The following is a 17,370-nucleotide window of genomic DNA, read 5'->3' on the forward strand; positions in this document are numbered from 1 at the left end:
ACAGTCAGTCAGTCGTTGAGCAAGCGCCCGTGACGCAGCGCTTCGCGCCCCGCCACCTTGGCCAGCCAGAAACCGGGTTGGGCATAACGCAGCCGTTCAATGGCAAACAGCACCCCGGACGTACCAGCACACACCGTGCTGACCCGATCCGATAACGGATCGATCACTTCGAAAATCTCGTCGCCGGCTTCAATCCATTCACCGGGTTTACGCAAATAACTGATCACGCCAGGGTGCGGCGCGAACAACAATTCGGTGCCTTCGAACGGCATGCCCTCGCACGCGTCTTGTGCAGGTTTTGGCCATTCGCCGCTGATCAAGCCTTGTTCGGCGAGGAACGCCAGAATGCCTTCGGCGTAAGCACAGGCTTCAGCGCGACCGGTGTCGGCCTGACCACCTAATTCAATGGTCGTCGCCAGGCAGGCCAGGGGAATCTGCGCATCAGGAAACTGACGCGACAGACGCAACCACGGCAGCGAGCAAGCTTCGTCGAATGAGCTACCGCCGGAATCTTCCGTCAGCAGACCCACCTTCACGTTCAGGTGCGCAGCAAGCGAACGCCACTGCGGCCAGTGTTGCGGCAAGGCGTACATGTGCAGCGCCGCTTCGCAATCGCAGTGCAGATCCAGCACGACATCAGCGGTGCAGGCATGGCTGAGCAAAATGCGCTGCATGCCTTGCAACTGACTGGCGGCGGGCGGCAATGCGGCGAGCACATCGCTCATCGTCTGACGGATCAGCTGAATATTGGCGTGCGGATCATCACCCAGGCGCCCTTCCAGCTCGGCGGCCACTGGCGCGCTCAGCTCGACGAAATCCCGGTTGAAGTTCTTGCCGCTGCCCGCCTCAAAACGCCCTTGATGATTGCCCTGAAGCAGTTGGCCGAGGCCCAGTGGATTGGCCACCGGCACCAGTTCGATCACACCGTTCAGCAAGCCTTGAGCTTCGAGTTCGGTCAGGCGTTTTTTCAGCTCCCAGGCTGTGCGCATGCCCGGCAATTCATCGGCGTGCAGGCTGGCCTGGATATAGGCCTTGCGCCCGCCACTGCGCTCCCTATTACCGAAACAGAACACCGAAATCTGGCGTTCGCTACCCAGGTGGCTCCACGGCAATGAATGATCGATGCGTTCCATATCAGTGCTTCCGCGGGGCCAAATAGCCCAGCCAGCGGCGCTCGGCCAGTTTGAACAGCTTCACCAGAATGAAGGTCAGGCACAGGTAGAACACGCCCGCCGTGATGTACGCCTCGAACGGCAAGTAAAACTGAGCATTGACCGTGCGCGCAGCGCCGGTGATGTCGATCAGGGTCACGATCGACGCCAGACTGGTGGTCTGCAGCATCATGATCACTTCGTTGCTGTACTGCGGCAGCGCCCGGCGCAGGGCCGACGGCAGCAGGATCCGCTTGTACATTTTGTAGCGCGACATGCCCATCGCCTTGGCGGCTTCGATCTCACCGTTCGGTGTAGCCCGCAGGCTGCCGGCGATGATTTCGGCGGTGTAGGCGCTGGTATTGATCGCGAACGCCAGGCACGCACAGAACGTGGCGCTGGACAGCCACGGCCAAAAGACGCTTTCACGCACCGCTTCGAATTGCGCCAGACCGTAGTAGATCAAAAACAACTGCACCAGCATCGGCGTGCCGCGGATCACGTAGGTGTAGAGCCAGGCGCTCATGTTGACGACCGAGTTCTTCGAGACGCGCATCAAGCCCAGCGGCAAGGCGCACAGCAGGCCGAAAAACAGCGACAGCGCGAGCAATTTGAGGGTGGTCACCAGGCCGCCGAAGTACAGCGGCAAGGCCTCCCAAATGACGTTGTAGTCGAAGATCATAGATCAGCCGCCCTTACGCCTACCGAGTAGCGCTTCTCAAGGTGACGCAATGCCAGCAACGAGACACTGGTGATCACCAGGTACATCGCCGCCACTGCGAGGAAGAAGGTGAAAGGCTCGCGGGTAGCATCTGCCGCCTGCTTGGCCTTGAACATCATGTCTTGCAGACCCACCACCGAAATCAGCGCGGTGGCCTTGGTCAATACCAGCCAGTTGTTGGTAAAGCCCGGAATCGCCAGGCGAATCATCTGCGGCACCAACACCCGGAAGAACACCTGAAAACTGCTCATGCCGTACGCCATGCCGGCTTCAGCCTGGCCCTTCGGAATCGCCATGAAGGCGCCGCGGAAGGTTTCCGACAGGTACGCACCGAAGATGAAGCCCAGGGTGCCGATACCGGCGGCCAACGGGTTCAAGTCGATGTAGTCGTCAAAACCGAACATCGGTGCAACGCGGTTGAGCAGGTCTTGACCGCCGTAGAAAATCAGCAGGATCAACACCAGATCGGGAATCCCGCGGATCACCGTGGAATACAGGTCGCCCAGCCAGGCCAGCCAGCGAATTGGGGACAGACGCAGCGCAACGCCGATCAGACCCAGAACAATGGCCAAGACCATGGACGACAAGGCGAGCTGAAGCGTCAGCCATGCGCCATCGAGGATGACAGCCCCGTAGCCTTTCAACATGATTCAGGTCCTCGAAAGTTGGGATGAAAAAATGGCGCAAACCTCAGAGATCCTGTTGCTTGCGCCATTCGGACTTGTCACCGGGACGTATTACTTGCCGTAGATATCGAAGGCGAAGTACTTGTCCTGGATTTGCTTGTACTTGCCGTTCTCGCGAATGGCAGTGATCGCGGTGTTGATCTTGTCTTTCAGCGCGTCACCCTTGCGAACCGCGATACCCACGCCGTCGCCGAAGTATTTGACGTCGGTGAAGGCTGGGCCAACGAAGGCGAAACCTTTGCCGGCGTCGGTTTTCAGGAAACCGTCATCCAGCAGCGTAGCGTCTGCCACGGTGCCGTCGAGGCGGCTGGCAGCGACGTCGAGATAAATTTCGTTCTGCGAACCGTAAGGCTTGATCTCGGCGCCCAGCGGGGCCAGGACTTCACGGGCGAAACGCTCGTGGATCGAACCACGTTGCACGCCGATGTTTTTGCCCTTGAGCTCAGCCAGGCTGTCGCTGACTGGAGTGCCGGCCTTCATGACCAGACGAGCCGGGGTGTTGTAGTACTTATTGGTGAAGTCCACGGACTTCTTACGGTCTTCAGTGATCGACATGGACGACAGGATCGCATCGATCTTGCGCACTTTGAGTGCAGGGATCAGACCGTCGAACTCTTGCTCGACCCAAACGCACTTGACCTTCATCTCTTCACACAGAGCGTTGCCGATGTCGTAGTCGAAACCAACGATGCTGCCGTCCGGCGCTTTGGAAGCGAACGGAGGGTAAGCCGCTTCGATACCAATTTTCAGAGGCTTTTCATCGGCGAAAGTCGGCAGGGACAGCACGGACAGTGCCAGGGCGCCAAGCAGCACGAGTTTCTTCATCTTGGGACTCCATCGGTAAAGGGCTAAAACGGCAGAGTGAGCGACAGCCCAATATGCAGATGAGTGGAACCGAAAAGCGGTGCTGCGTCGTAGGAATCGCGCGTTTGTTTCAACGCGAGCAACAACGAGCGAGTGATCGGCATTCTAACGACAGGCCCGAAGCCGATATTTCTTCAATGCGACAACTAATTACAGAAGCACCGAGAAAGCCGCTTGAGCGCGTTGACAGCCTTGCAATTTCATGCAGGAGAAAAAGACAGTTAACCGATCTATCCTGCAAATTGCGGGCCTATTATTGGCAAACCCTTCTAATCCGGCAAGCGCAGCGTTGTGTCTTATTTTTATGTGGACTGGAGAGGCCAAATGACGGGGCTTCGCGTTTCCCAATGCCCCGTATGGGAGCGCGCGGTTACACATTCAGTTACTTGAAAGGTGATGGGTAACAGTGGGAATAGGCCTACAGATGAAGCCGATAATTATTGGGCGTTGTTGATGTGGCGTCTGACAGATCGCCTTCGCGGGCAAGCCTCGCTCCTACAGGATTTGATCACCACATTTATGTATACCTCAATCCCTGTAGGAGCGAGGCTTGCCCGCGAAGAGGCCCGCACTACCAACACAAAAACATCAAGCAACAAAAAGCCCCACCAGGCTCAACACCTGACAGGGCTTCGATGACTCAGGAACGGCAGGTTAAGCGACGTTCATGGTCTTGTGCGTATCAATCAAATGCTGCACCACACCCGGATCCGCCAGGGTGGAGATATCCCCCAACCCATCGTATTCAGCCGTAGCAATCTTGCGCAGAATCCGGCGCATGATTTTGCCCGAACGCGTTTTCGGCAGACCCGGTGCCCACTGGATGACATCCGGCGAGGCAATCGGACCGATCTCTTTACGTACCCAGTTTTTCAGTTCCAGGCGCAGTTGTTCGCTCGGTTCTTCGCCACCGATCAGAGTGACGTAGACATAAATGCCCTGCCCCTTGATGTCGTGTGGCACACCGACCACGGCCGCTTCGGCAACTTTCGGGTGGGCGACCATCGCGCTTTCGATCTCGGCGGTGCCCATGCGGTGACCGGACACGTTGAGCACGTCATCCACGCGACCGGTAATCCAGTAGTAACCGTCTTCATCACGACGCGCACCGTCACCGGTGAAGTACATACCGCGGAACGTCTTGAAGTAGGTATCGACGAAGCGGTCATGGTCGCCATACAGCGTGCGCGCCTGACCTGGCCACGAATCGAGAATTACCAGGTTGCCCTCGGCAACGCCTTCGATGATGTTACCCAGGTTATCCACCAACGCGGGTACCACGCCGAAGAATGGTCGTGCAGCAGAACCCGGCTTGAGCGCGTGCGCACCTGGCAACGGGCTCATCAGGGTCGCGCCGGTTTCGGTCTGCCACCACGTGTCGACGATCGGGCAACGGGACTGGCCAACGTTCTTGTAATACCAATCCCACGCTTCCGGGTTGATCGGCTCACCGACCGAACCCAACAAACGCAAACTGCTGCCATCGAAGCCTTCAACGGCAGCCTTGCCCGAGGCCATCATCGCGCGGATTGCGGTAGGGGCGGTGTAGAGAATGTTGACCTTATGCTTGTCGACGATTTTCGCCACCCGGGTGATGTCCGGGTAATTCGGCACACCTTCGAACAGCAAGGTGGTCGCGCCATTGGCCAGAGGGCCATAGACAATATAAGTGTGGCCAGTAACCCAACCGACGTCGGCGGTGCACCAGTAGACTTCGCCCGGACGGTAGTCGAATACGCGCTCGTGGGTCATCGCCGCGTACAACAAGTAACCGCCGGTGGTGTGCTGCACGCCCTTCGGCTTACCGGTCGAACCGGATGTATAAAGGATAAACAGCGCTTCTTCAGCACCCATTTCTTTCGGCGCGCACACAGTGCCTGCCACTTTCATCAGGTCTTCGTACCAGATGTCGCGATGCTGGTTCCACTTGATGTCGCCACCGGTGCGCTTGCACACAATGACTTTCTGAATGCTGCTGGTTTCCGGGTTAGTCAGCGCATCGTCGACGTTGGTCTTGAGTGGGATCTTCTTGCCGGCACGAATGCCTTCGTCGGCAGTGATCACCACTTTGGATTTGCAGTCGATGATCCGGCCAGCCAGGGCTTCCGGCGAGAAACCACCGAACACCACCGAGTGAATCGCGCCGATCCTGGTACACGCCAGCATGGCGACCACGGCTTCGGGGATCATCGGCATATAGATAGTCACCACGTCGCCGCGATGCACATCCTGGCCGCGAAGGGCGTTGGCGAACTTGCAGACTTCTTCATGCAGCTCGCGGTAGGTGATGTTGCGGCTTTCAGCAGGGTCATCCCCTTCCCAGATAATCGCGATTTGGTCGCCGCGCTCGGCCAGATGACGGTCGAGGCAATTGTAGGAAACGTTCAGGGTGCCGTCGGCGAACCATTTGATGTCGACATGGTGATCGTCGAAGGAAGTCTGTTTCACCGTGGTGAAAGGCTTGATCCAGTCGAGGCGCTTGGCTTGCTCGCGCCAGAAGCCGTCCGGGTTGACGACGGACTGCTGGTACATGGCCTTGTAGGTCGCCTCATCAGTCAGCGTGTTGGCCGCAACCTCGGGACGAACGGGATACAGAGAAGCCGCACTCATCTTTCTTACCTCGGTGGAATAGTTGTTTTTGTATGACCCTGTTTTAGCCGGGCTGGGCCTATAGAACCATTCGACGATGGTAGTAACAAGCCCCTACAAAATGTGGCTATACCGCGTCGAGGCGCTCAAGGGCGGTGACTTCAGGGGCTTTCATTGATCGTTCCCACGCTCTGCGTGGGAATGCAGCCCGTGACGCTCCGCGTCACTGAACGCGGAGCGTCCCTTGAGGCGTTCCCACGCAGGAGCGTGGGAACGATCATTGGCTTCATCAGCGAGCCAAAGATCGCTTTCCGGGGATTGTTACAGGATATGCCAATAGTGTTTATCAAAAGCCCACCTATATGAATGCAGCCCCCCCGCCTAGAATCAGCCTCGCCAACAAGGCAACGTGATTAACCAAGTTTCAGCCCCCACGAAGGCAGTTAATCCAAAACCTAGTACTTAAGTTCCACACGCAACCCCAAAAAGGTTGCGTGACCCCACTCGACCTCTAAAAGGTAAATTTGAAATGAAAGCTTTATTAGTTCTGGCCCTCAGCAGCCTGTGCGCAACCGCCATGGCAGACGAGGTCCCGACTGATGTCGCGCAGCAACAACCCGCCATCGAGGAATACACTTACTCCACTCATCTGGACATCGCCAAAGTTATCTCCATGAGCGAAATCCCGAACGTCTGCGAAGTTGTTCCGGCGAAAATGGAATACGACGATTCCAAAGGTCAACGCCACATTCTGCGCTACAGCGTTATGGGTAACGGCTGCTCTAACGGCTGATCAACCGCTCTCACTTTCCCAAGGTTCGACCCTCCCGCCCGCTGTTTAAGGCAGACGAAGCGCCGAACCTTACATATCGATTTATACGATTGTTTTAAGCATTTATTTGCGCTTTTTAATCAAATTATCTGGCGTAATATGAATTCCACACCCAAGGCACAAAACGCCAACGAACCTGGAGCCACTACCATGAAAGCCAAATTGATCCTCGCCCTGACCCTCTCTGTCCTGGCCGCTAACACCTTCGCCGCTGACGGCTACGACCGCACTGGCTCGGGTGCTTACACCACGCAAGCGGCTGTCGCTTCTGACGGTTTTGATCGCACCGGCGCAGCCAAAGTCGCTGCCGATGGCGCAGATCACGTGGGTGCCGCTCGCCTCAGCTGATCATCAAGCGAGACTTAACAGCCCGACTTCGGTCGGGTTTAGTTGTGTCTGGAGCCTTAGAAAAGCGACTCAAAACACAACATGTAGTGAATTACGCGGTTTTTTGGCTGTTTTTTGAACAAAAAAATGGCTAGCCAAAATTTATGAAAAAAAATCTTCACTCGCGACATCCAGCCAAAGCCCTGTAAACCCTCACTCCGGCCAAAAAACGCCCCCTACCTCCCCTTCTCAGTGCCACTTCGTCGCACCACGCGGCCGAAAATTTCCCTATAATGCGGCGTAAATCGGGCCTGCAATATTCCCTTACAGGGGAAACAAGCCAGTCTGAAGCCCACGCAGAAGCTGTTCACATTTTCTGCGCCCGTCAGTGGCCTCAGAACACCCGTACAAAATTCTGTTTATTGCCTGCGTTGTACTGCTGCAAAAAACGATTTCCTTTAGATCCAATGCGGCCAGTACGGTCGTGTGAAAAACCAACTTATCAGTTTTCACACGGGCATCTGGCCCTCACGCAGGAGACGACACGTCATGCTGAGCTGGGACGAATTCGACAAAGAAGACAGCGGCGAAACCGTGGTTAAAGGCGCCAACGCCGGCCACGCAACTGAAGCCAACATGGACCGCCTCGACACTGCTGGTGGCGTCGCTGCTCAAGAAGCCCGCGCTGTAACCGCGTCCGACTCCGCCGCCATCGCCCGTGCCAAAGCTGCCCTGGACAACCTCGACATCGCCGAAGGCCTCGCCGAACTTGAAGGCGCCTCCGCCCGTGTGGCTGTCGACGAAAAGCGCATGATCAACTGCCGCGCCGACCTCAACCAGCTCGTCCCCTTCAAGTACGACTGGGCCTGGCAGAAGTACCTGGACGGCTGCGCAAACCACTGGATGCCGCAAGAAGTCAACATGACCGCCGACATCGCCCTCTGGAAAGACCCGGAAGGCCTGACCGACGACGAGCGCCGCATCGTCATGCGCAACCTCGGCTTCTTCTCCACCGCCGACTCCCTGGTTGCCAACAACCTGGTGCTGGCCGTATACCGCCTGATCACCAACCCGGAATGCCGCCAGTACATCCTGCGCCAGGCGTTCGAAGAGGCGATCCACACCCACGCCTACCAGTACTGCATCGAATCGTTGGCCATGGATGAAGGCGAGATCTTCAACATGTACCACGAGATCCCATCGGTCGCGAAAAAAGCCACCTGGGGCCTGAAATACACCCGTTCGATCTCCGATCCAAAGTTCGAAACCGGCACCGTCGACACCGACAAAGAGTTGCTGCGCAACCTGATCGCCTACTACTGCGTTCTGGAAGGCATCTTCTTCTATTGCGGCTTCACCCAGATCCTCTCCATGGGCCGCCGCAACAAAATGACCGGCGTCGCCGAGCAGTTCCAATACATCCTGCGCGACGAGTCCATGCACCTGAACTTCGGCATCGACGTGATCAACCAGATCAAAATCGAAAACCCACACTTGTGGGATGCTGAAATGAAGGAAGAAGCGAGCCAGATGATTCTGCAGGGGACTCAGCTGGAGATTGAATACGCTCGGGATACTATGCCTCGTGGGGTGTTGGGGATGAATGCGGCGATGATGGAGGACTATCTGAAGTTCATCGCTAACCGTCGTTTGAGCCAGATTGGTTTGAAGGAAGAGTATCCAGGGACGACGAATCCGTTCCCTTGGATGAGCGAAATTATGGACTTGAAGAAAGAGAAGAATTTCTTTGAGACGCGGGTTATTGAATACCAAACCGGCGGTGCGTTGAGCTGGGATTGATTCCCTTGAGCTTGCCGCGATTTGACGATTAAATCGACAAATCAAAATACTAAAAGCCCCAATCTGATCGCAATGCTGTTCACTTAAGCGGAGCAGCCTTGCGGTTAACTGGATACCGGGTTTTTGACATCTTCACCGCCCTGGGCCTTGCCGGTCTGGGGCGTTTTGTTATGAAAAGCACACCGATGCTGCCGCGAAGCTCCTCCAGACGTCTTGGTGTGTGTGACGGCGACACTGCTCCAGCCATGACCACCAGATGGCTGGCGATGTGCCGACAGGCAAATTTGAAACTCACATCGCTCGGCGCTCGCTTGTGAGCAACAGCAGCCTGACTGGCTTCCCGACGTACCACGTTGTAAGCCAGTAACAGTCCCCACAACTCTTGATACACCAGATCCACGGTCTTGCTGCGCAGGGTCAAGGCATTGTCTTGCATCGAGCTTTTGATATCCCTGAAACCCAACTCGATTTCCCACCGCTCGTGATAAAGGGTCGCGACCTTTTCGGCGCTGAAGTGTGAAGCCGGCAGTGAGGTGAAGACGGTCTTTTCTTTTCCTTCGACCTCGTAGGTAACGGCCCGTACCTGCCAGTACTCAGGTAAAACCGGATTCTTTTTACGCGCCTGCGGCGAGACCTTCATCTGCACCAGATAATCGCCATCGCCATAATGTTCAACCTCCGTTCGAACCGTCCCCTTGCGTTCCGGGATCATCCAATGCCTGTTTTCCTCAACGTTTTGAATACTCAACAACAAATCTGCACTGAAAAAACCTTTGTCCAGTAATGTCACCGAGTGACTGGGTATGCTCTCTACAAAGTCCCTGGCCAGTGGGATTTCCCCCTTACGGTAGGGGCTGATGGCAGCATTGGCGATGATGTGAGAACGGGCGTTCATCAACGCAACAAGACGCAGCACCGGGTACGGAGTCTGGCGATCAGAGGAGGTGTTTCCTGAGCCAAAGTGTTCCCGCAATTGTGGCGTTTCCGCTGTTCGGAACAAGGCACCATCGACGGCAAAGACTTGAAGACCGTGCCAGTCGTCTTGCGGGTAGCGCTCGTATCCCCAGACATTGGCGCACTGTTGAAATAGCCAAGCCACAGGTTGATTGCCCAGGCGCTGGCGCGCCTGAGAGAGGCCGCTTTTGGCCAAAAGCACCTCATTGGCAAGGCCGTCGGCGCAGATATTGAGTCGGCGAGCGACCTCAACTATTGGCTCGCCTCTGAAAAGCGCCATCCCCACTACCAGCCAAAGGACCATGTCCGAAGGCAAGCGTCGACGTCGGATAGTCGCTTTGTCCGCCAGAGCGGCCGCAGCGGTGATCCAATCATGAGGAATGTGATCGGTGAACACCTCAAGGCGTGAGAGTGGCTGTTCAGCGAAGTCCAGAACAGCGCTTAAATCCTGAGCAACAGACATAAAAAATCCGGAATCCTTATCAGATTCCGGATTTTCCTGCTGCCTGAGGATTAGTCAACAATCCTTAAGTGAACAGCATTGCCAATCTGATCGGGGCTTTTTTATTGAATAGGAAAATACTTACTCAACTCAACCTTCTCCACTAAAACGCCTACAGCAATGTAAGCGTCTCTGCATCCCACTCCAAACTTCGGCTTGACTGGCTGAGGTGAGATAACCGTAGATGGAGATCTTCAACAAGACCGAGGGACGCTAAGAAGGTCGGCGAGTGTCGGTTGGTATAACGCTTTCAAACCCATTTTGACCAGTCAAGTTCATCAACGAAGACTCTGCTACGCGCACCAGGTTGGCATCGCTGACGTAGTCGTCGAGACTTTCAGGAAGCAGGATACCTTTGTCTCGAGGTTATTCTTGAATAAAGCGCTTCATTGGCGATCCCTGCGATGAAACTCTTAGATATCATAGCAAGTGTTCGCAAAGGCGCTTTACGTACTCGGGACCAAATGCGATCAGTACTCTACAGCACTAAAGAGTGATTCATTTTGCGCAGGTCATTTACCCGCAACATCTAGGCACTCGGCAACCCGCCGACAGACAACATCATAAACAGTTTTCGCTATTTTGTTTGCCAACAATGGCGGTACCGCATTACCCACTTGGTGGTATTGCTGGGTTCGATTCCCTTCGAAATAATAGTTGTCTGGGAATGTCTGAAGTCGCGCGGCCTCGCGAACGGTCAAGCTTCGACATTGCGCAGGGTCGTAGTGAATAAAGTAGTGCCCATCCTTCGAGATATGACTAGTGATAGTAGTTGCAGGAAGCCCTGCAAGCTGCACCCTGAAACGGTCACTAAACTTACCGCTTTCCCAATTCTTGTGAGCGGGAGCGAGACCAGGAAGAGAAAATTGCTGATGCCCCTTGGGCGAGTATTTGTTGTGCTCAGCGAAGGTACTCGCAAACGCATATCGCCGCAGGTCCGACAGCATATGGCTGCGGGCATCGTGACTCATCCAATACTTGATATTGGGATCCTGATACCAAGCATCCAAGGATGGTATACCTGTACTACCTTGACCCTGCTCCTTTAGCACTCGTTCGCCACCTGAACTCTTTGGCGCATTGAAAAGTGCTTGACGAGTAGCTCGCAGAGGCGCAATCAGTTCGCCACTTTCAAGTTCTGCGTGATGCAGCAAATCATCTACTTCGTCAGCAACAGCTTGATACCAAGCTTCTTGAGAATCCGAACGCTTTGACAGCTTGCTTCTAAGCTTGGGCAGACCACCAATAGCTTGCCTCACCGATACGGGGTCGGTTGTTTTCAAAAGGTCATGGGGCGGAACATTACCGTGCTCGTCGAGCGCTATCCCCAGAAGGATGACACGATGGCGAGCTTGTGGAATTCCGTATTTTTCTGCTTCGATAATAAAAGACTTCGGATTTACCCTGTCCATGCAATCTGCAGAGCTGAATGACTCTTCGGAAACCAGAGAACAAATCTTGTATTTTTGGCCGCCTTCTGCGTTATCTAATGCTTTTGTAGGGTCCACCAAATCTTCCAAAATTTGAGCAAAGATCCCTTTACCTCCAACTTTTGAAGACAAGATCCCCTTCACATTTTCCATAACGAAAACAGTAGGGCGATAATCCTTGATGATGCGTAAATAGTCTTTATACAGAAAATGCCGATGATCATTCTCGGGAACATAACCCTGCTTGGCTTGGTTTCTGGATCGACCAGCGAGTGAATACGCTTGGCATGGAGGACCGCCAATTAGGACCCACGGACGCCCGTCCTTTTTCAATCTGTCGTTGATGAGACCATTCAACTCCTTGTCGCCTGCATCCGAACCCAATGTTATTTGCCGTGCCTCCTGATCGGCCCGGCTCCAGAACTCTGCTGTTTCAGGGGTGCTAGGCTCTGCTGCCTCGCCATTGCAGTATTGGTAGTAACCCTTGAGTCCTTTAGGGTACTCGCGCTTGAGCAAGCGGTAGAAAGCTCGCAGTCTAAGCGTCCTCCTGGCGACAGGATCCATTTCGGCAGAAACAATGATATCGAAATGACGGCCATCACCGGAGGATGAAAAACCCTCACCCAAACCGCCAGGGCCAGCGAAAAGGTCGACGATCTGGATCGCGTCCTCAACTGCAACAGCTGGCTCAGCGATCGCCCTCGGCGGGAAAAGAAGGTTCTGGTATTGAGTCATGGGCATCATTGGTCAAAAAATCAAGAATGGCAACCGCGTAGGCAGCCGAGTCGCGACACTCTACCAGGATTAGAACAGCAGCGCACTTCAGCCGCGCTCGCGACGATCACATCCTCAATACAGTCGGGCTGGAGCGTCGAATCGCCACTTGGGACGAAACTAAAGTCAATCTCTAATAAGGCTGAGACTTCAGACCGGAAAGATCAACTCTGTACTCAAACTGAACAACGCCTTCTGGGAGCACTCCACCTATAAAACTCGCAGGCGTTATTCGGGGAAAGCTGTCATCAACTGTATAGGACCGTGCCTCGAGCAGGTTGTATTCCTCTTTCCGAGCGGAACATCCTGCCTCCATCCCGAGCCGCTGCAACGCGCCCTCCAGCATGGCTGCGTCGACGCCGAGCGCAATGAGACGATCACAGATGAGATCGATCGACAGACCATCATTGACCGGCTCGAACCTGAAGTGGACCAGTTTTAACGGCTTACCGGATGAGGCGGCCAGCTGGAACTGCCCGGAGATGTTGATCACGGCCCCGTAGCGACTGATCGTTGACTTAACCTCGTAATCCGTCGTTGGAGTCTTAATATCAACTACGCCGCCGAAGGGGCCGCTCCACTCATAGGTAGCTCCCTTGATGACCAGCACTTCCAAGGCCAGCAGTTCAGCAAGCACGTCATAGCCATGCTTGTCGACCAACGCATTGCCCAGCAAATGCCGCCACCGTTGCCACCATGCTAACGGGTCTGCCAGCAGCGCTTGACGTACAGCAATCCCGGATTCAACGCTGATCATATGCTCGCAGATCAGACCGAACTCGTTGCGGAGCCATTCAATGGACGACTCCAGCCGCAGGAACCTCTGATGCTTTCCCGCGACAACCCGTTCCACTGTCCGGAGCTTGGCGCCGGCGAACCCTTCTGAAATCTCCAAGGGTTCGGAGCACTCAACGGCAACGCCGAACCTGTCACCTTCACGAAAGACCCACGCTGGGCACGCTGCGGGCATCGCCTTGATGGGCAGAATACGGCCACTCTGGTCAAGGTTAGCGAAGCCTTCCTGAATCTCTTTCAGTAAATCAGTCATGATCACTATTCAAATCGATGGGTGCGCATCCCACGTCGGCAAACAGTGCGTCGACGTAGCCAGACAAACCGCCTGCGCAGAACACGGGCTCCTTTAGCACAATCTGCGCCGTATTTAGCTTCATGATTGCCCTGAACTGATCCTGAGATGGTTTGCGCAACCTTCGCATCCTGAAAATCAGCCGCGTCAGATCAATCCTGAAACCGCCCTTGCCAGGCCGTTCGACCAGTTGTACGACCGTATCCGTGGTCACACTCTCCAGTATTTTTCGAGTGCTTTCCTCGGAGCCCTGCCACGTCAGGTGAACGGTCCACCACATCGCCCGTAACCAGATGCGGCTTCGCCCCTTCCAGAACCGCACAGGCGGGGTGCCGCCCCAACGACTTTTCACCAAATCCGGCAGAACGCGCAGGGTAAGAAAGCGCCACCAGCCATCATCTGCGGCGGTGCGGATGTCCATGCCAGCCTCTGCCAATACTCGGTACAGGGCAAGGCCAACTTTCATGTCATAGGCGCCAGGACCTGAAGCGTTGCTCCTTGCAGTTGGATCATACAGCGACACAATGGCAAGTAGTTGGCGGCGTACTTTTTCCAGTTCCGGGTTGGACATATCGGGGAGAAACGCATCGCTTTTGACCATCTCGTCAAAGTGGCGCTGCGACAGTTTAAGGTTCAGTGTCGGGAAACTCATGCCGCGTTCTCCAGTTCCCGGACCCGGTGATCAAGCCAGCATTGCGTAGATATGAACAAATCCGGAAGTGAGCCTGTATTCAGATTCCCCAATCGAATGAATGAGCGCACTGCGTCTGCGATACTCGCGATACCTTCATCGGCATCGGGCGCGCCCTGATACGCATCGAACTGTGCGCCCATGTCTTCCTTGACTTGGGCAATGACCAGCGCAAGCCAAGCTGCGAACACCTGACGCATCAACGGCGACTGCTCGATATTTAAAGCCCGGCGGTCGCGCAATTGTTCGAAATGCGGATGTGCGTTGTTAAGTACAAGGGCCACGTAGTCGCTGGAGAATGGCTCGTCCTGCGGATCACTCCAACAAGCTCTCAACTGCCACAGTGGTCCCTCTGCGCCCAAAGACTCTTCTAGCACCGGAAAAAGGGAGCCGTCGCCGTCAATGACGATTTCGATTGGTTGTGCCAACGGACCTAGTCGTGAACCTGGCTGATGCGCAAATCCGGGAGCGAACGCTGCCTTGTATTGGCCTAGAAACGCTTGAACCGACAGAAAACCGCTACCTCTGACAGTCCCGGGCTCCAGTTCGATGTCGAGCAGCACAGCCCCGCCCTCTTCGTCGTGCCGCAGGTCATGAACGGACCCAAGCGTTCGCCAGCAGGAATCTGCAGATGCCCATTCCAGCGCCAGCAACACCTTAGCGTCCGTGCTCGCTACACCGTCGGGACCAAAGATGGCCTCCAGAAGCGGCGCCCGCTCGATCAAACATTCAACCATCAAGGGATGTTCAGCCGGGTTCCAGTCACTATCCTTACCCAAGGCATATTGATCGTTACTCACCGCCGTCGCGCCCGGATCAAGACCGTCATGTGACCGGAAGACATAGTTCACTTCCGACTCGCTTCCACCGCCGAGTGGCGCATTCAGCATTCGATATAGCGGCAGTCGAGTACTCACTCCGCCGCTCCATTTGTATCCGAAATCCGAACTCCGATCACCGGCCGCAACAACTTGCCACCTGAGTCAGTCATCCTGACGTGGAGTTCCCCCTCCAGCACGAGCCCCGGTTGAATAAACGCAGAACCAACCCTCAGCATGACACCGGTTCCATTCGCAGTTTCCGTGCTTTTTACAGAAGGGATCACACTACTAATGCGGGGTGAGTCCAGTTGAAACGGGAACGTGCCGAGTCCGCTATCGAGCCAGTTATTAAAGGTGATTGGCCCGACTTCGGAATCTACAGAAACGGTGATTTCCCTGGGTATGTTTGGCTGCAGCATCCCCCATCTCAAACACCACTTCATGACGATGGCGGATGCTGTATGCCTAACCTCCATTATCTCCAGTTCGGGCGTAGGCACCGCACCTCCTCTGGAAGCTTGTCCGATGGCCGCACGGGGCGCCGCTTTGCCAAACCGCCCATCCGCACCAAACCCACGGCTCGGCAGCACGAGCTCGGCAAGTTTGCGTGACATCCGCATCGAAGGTTTGACGGCCACGCTGGGCTGGGACGGTACGCCGAAATCCTTCAAGGCCCGGCCACACTGGGCACGAATCTTTTCAACGACTCGCCCTCCGTTTACGTCTACCCACTCTGCATGATCCGCACGCTCGCAACTCCTCAGATACCCTTCGAGATTCTGTATGGTCGAACGTAACCCTCGAGCTTCGGATGGCTGGAGCTGCTGTTCCGAATCGGGTAGAAAGAGCCCCACAACGTATCGCCCGTCCGCAAAACCGGCGAATCCACCGGCCCAGCCTCGCGAATCAATACTGTCATCCCAACAGATGTTCATACCGGGCGAGCGCATGAAGGTCATGATGGGTCGATGTGGCGCACCGCTGTCTGTTTTGGAGAAGATGCAGGTTTCTGGGCTGGGCGCGTTGTCTGGCGCATCCATTTGCAACTGGCGCGGGGTTATCGCCAAGGCAAGCAGCCAGCCCGCCTGACTGCCACTTACAAATTCACCGCGCAACTGAACAGGTCTGCAGAGCAGATCATTACTCTTGACGCCTCTAGCCGTCAGATAATCTTCCTCCTCAGGCGCCTCTCCTACTGCGCGGTCATACAGGCACTGACTCACTCGAAATATCGGCAACATGTCCGCACTAGCGATCTCCTTGCCATTCACCGATGCGCTCAGATATCTACCACTGGCGAAGAAGGGGTTATCCAGCCGCGCATTGAACCAGCGCTGGATCGCAACATTCACGTAATCTTCATAACTGCTGCACCACCATGGCGCCGGCCCTCTTTCTTCGTCGAACACGGGCAGAAGGTTTTCCTTGAGCAGTGGAATGATGATTGCCGTTCCAGTTGTTTTACCGGTGAAAGGCTGAGCACCGAATGCCTCCAAGATTTCGTGAATGTGCTCCGGCGCAGTGATTGCTCGCAAGCTATCATTCGCCACCCACCAGGCAATGCCGGTTTGCGTCGTGAGCTGCAGGCGGTCGACACGGTTTTCATCTTCGACCAGCGAAGCCACCAGCCGCTCTTCATACCCTTCGACCGTCTTGATCCGGCTGTAGTAGATAACTAGGCCAGCGCCCATGCGGAAGTAACAGGTCTTGCCCAATCCCCACGAGCCGCCCGCACCGTCGTCCGCGCGAGTCCGACCGATTTCGAACGCAAGCTTCAGGAAGTTGCCATGCTGACCGTTCGCTTCCACGCTATCGAAGGTCATCGGCCCAGTCAGCCCCTCGGTACCCGAATCGCGAATTTCAAGCAGTTTCGGAGTACGCGGATAACGTTTCTCGAGCATCTGCAGGTTCAGTCCTTCACTGAACGTCGAGGCAATGGCGTCCAGCGAATGCTCGCGAATATGGAAATCCACCGAAACCGGAAGTGCTCGATTTCCGTTGCGTCCTGCGTCGAGCGCATTCTGAATGGATTCACGTACCAGCAGATCCAGAAGAGGCGTTTCTTCGTTCTGCAGCGCGCGAAGAAGGAATGCACCAGATTCCTGCATGGGCTGCAGTTGAAGGCTGTGATACTTCATGGG

The 17,370-nt window shown here is 55.4% G+C and carries 13 protein-coding genes and 2 pseudogenes; 3 read left to right on the top strand and 12 right to left on the bottom strand.

Going from position 1 to position 17,370, the window contains the following annotated elements; all coding sequences use genetic code 11:
* Window positions 1–8: 8 nt before the first annotated feature.
* The 5 genes from ACYZT0_RS18990 to acs form a co-directional block, all read right to left on the bottom strand.
* Window positions 9–1,133 carry a M14 family metallopeptidase gene (locus tag ACYZT0_RS18990; RefSeq protein ID WP_462042508.1) on the bottom strand — a complete coding sequence of 375 codons (1,125 nt, stop codon included), beginning with the start codon at window positions 1,131–1,133 and terminating at the stop codon, window positions 9–11.
* Window position 1,134: 1 nt separating this feature from the next.
* On the bottom strand, window positions 1,135–1,833 hold the full coding sequence (locus ACYZT0_RS18995; protein ID WP_462042509.1) for an ABC transporter permease: 699 nt from the start codon (window positions 1,831–1,833) through the stop codon (window positions 1,135–1,137).
* Entirely contained in the window at window positions 1,830–2,519 is a 690-nt protein-coding gene (locus tag ACYZT0_RS19000; protein ID WP_462042510.1) for an ABC transporter permease, read from the bottom strand. The genes ACYZT0_RS18995 and ACYZT0_RS19000 overlap by 4 nt, the downstream gene beginning before the upstream one ends.
* Before the next feature lie 90 nt (window positions 2,520–2,609).
* Window positions 2,610–3,383 carry an ABC transporter substrate-binding protein gene (locus ACYZT0_RS19005; RefSeq protein WP_149631275.1) on the bottom strand — a complete coding sequence of 258 codons (774 nt, stop codon included), beginning with the start codon at window positions 3,381–3,383 and terminating at the stop codon, window positions 2,610–2,612.
* Between the two features lie 693 nt (window positions 3,384–4,076).
* Window positions 4,077–6,032 (bottom strand): acetate--CoA ligase, encoded by a 1,956-nt coding sequence (gene acs, locus ACYZT0_RS19010; RefSeq protein WP_462042511.1) that lies wholly within the window; start codon window positions 6,030–6,032, stop codon window positions 4,077–4,079.
* 508 nt (window positions 6,033–6,540) lie between these two features.
* Here acs and ACYZT0_RS19015 point away from each other — a divergent pair.
* The 3 genes and pseudogenes from ACYZT0_RS19015 (at window position 6,541) to ACYZT0_RS19025 (ending at window position 8,970) form a co-directional block, all read left to right on the top strand.
* Window positions 6,541–6,804, top strand: coding sequence for a DUF2790 domain-containing protein (locus ACYZT0_RS19015; protein ID WP_038979415.1), 264 nt, complete (start codon window positions 6,541–6,543; stop codon window positions 6,802–6,804).
* A 189-nt stretch (window positions 6,805–6,993) separates the two neighbouring features.
* A pseudogene (locus tag ACYZT0_RS19020) lies at window positions 6,994–7,188 on the top strand (hypothetical protein); the annotation flags it as partial.
* Window positions 7,189–7,719: 531 nt separating this feature from the next.
* Entirely contained in the window at window positions 7,720–8,970 is a 1,251-nt protein-coding gene (locus tag ACYZT0_RS19025) for a ribonucleotide-diphosphate reductase subunit beta (protein ID WP_150657174.1), read from the top strand.
* 79 nt (window positions 8,971–9,049) lie between these two features.
* On the opposite strand, the gene ACYZT0_RS19030 is transcribed toward ACYZT0_RS19025, so the two are convergent.
* The 7 genes and pseudogenes from ACYZT0_RS19030 to ACYZT0_RS19060 all read right to left on the bottom strand — a co-directional run bounded on the left by ACYZT0_RS19030 (window position 9,050) and on the right by ACYZT0_RS19060 (window position 17,367).
* On the bottom strand, window positions 9,050–10,387 hold the full coding sequence (locus ACYZT0_RS19030; protein ID WP_462042512.1) for an IS4 family transposase: 1,338 nt from the start codon (window positions 10,385–10,387) through the stop codon (window positions 9,050–9,052).
* Window positions 10,388–10,556: 169 nt separating this feature from the next.
* Window positions 10,557–10,777, bottom strand: a pseudogene (locus ACYZT0_RS19035) (transposase); the annotation flags it as partial.
* Between the two features lie 161 nt (window positions 10,778–10,938).
* Window positions 10,939–12,591, bottom strand: coding sequence for a DNA cytosine methyltransferase (locus ACYZT0_RS19040; RefSeq protein WP_462042513.1), 1,653 nt, complete (start codon window positions 12,589–12,591; stop codon window positions 10,939–10,941).
* A 172-nt stretch (window positions 12,592–12,763) separates the two neighbouring features.
* Complete coding sequence (locus ACYZT0_RS19045) at window positions 12,764–13,678, bottom strand: PD-(D/E)XK motif protein (RefSeq protein ID WP_462042514.1); 915 nt, start codon at window positions 13,676–13,678, stop codon at window positions 12,764–12,766.
* Complete coding sequence (locus tag ACYZT0_RS19050; RefSeq protein ID WP_462042515.1) at window positions 13,671–14,369, bottom strand: hypothetical protein; 699 nt, start codon at window positions 14,367–14,369, stop codon at window positions 13,671–13,673. The genes ACYZT0_RS19045 and ACYZT0_RS19050 overlap by 8 nt, the downstream gene beginning before the upstream one ends.
* A complete protein-coding gene (locus ACYZT0_RS19055) occupies window positions 14,366–15,325 on the bottom strand; it encodes a hypothetical protein (RefSeq protein ID WP_462042516.1) in 960 nt (319 codons plus the stop codon). The genes ACYZT0_RS19050 and ACYZT0_RS19055 overlap by 4 nt, the downstream gene beginning before the upstream one ends.
* The gene (locus tag ACYZT0_RS19060) at window positions 15,322–17,367 is read right to left on the bottom strand and encodes a hypothetical protein (protein WP_462042517.1); all 2,046 of its coding nucleotides are present in this window, start codon (window positions 17,365–17,367) and stop codon (window positions 15,322–15,324) included. Before ACYZT0_RS19060 ends, ACYZT0_RS19055 begins: the two co-directional genes overlap by 4 nt.
* Window positions 17,368–17,370: the final 3 nt, after the last annotated feature.

The organism is Pseudomonas sp. ZS1P83, from assembly GCF_054897825.1.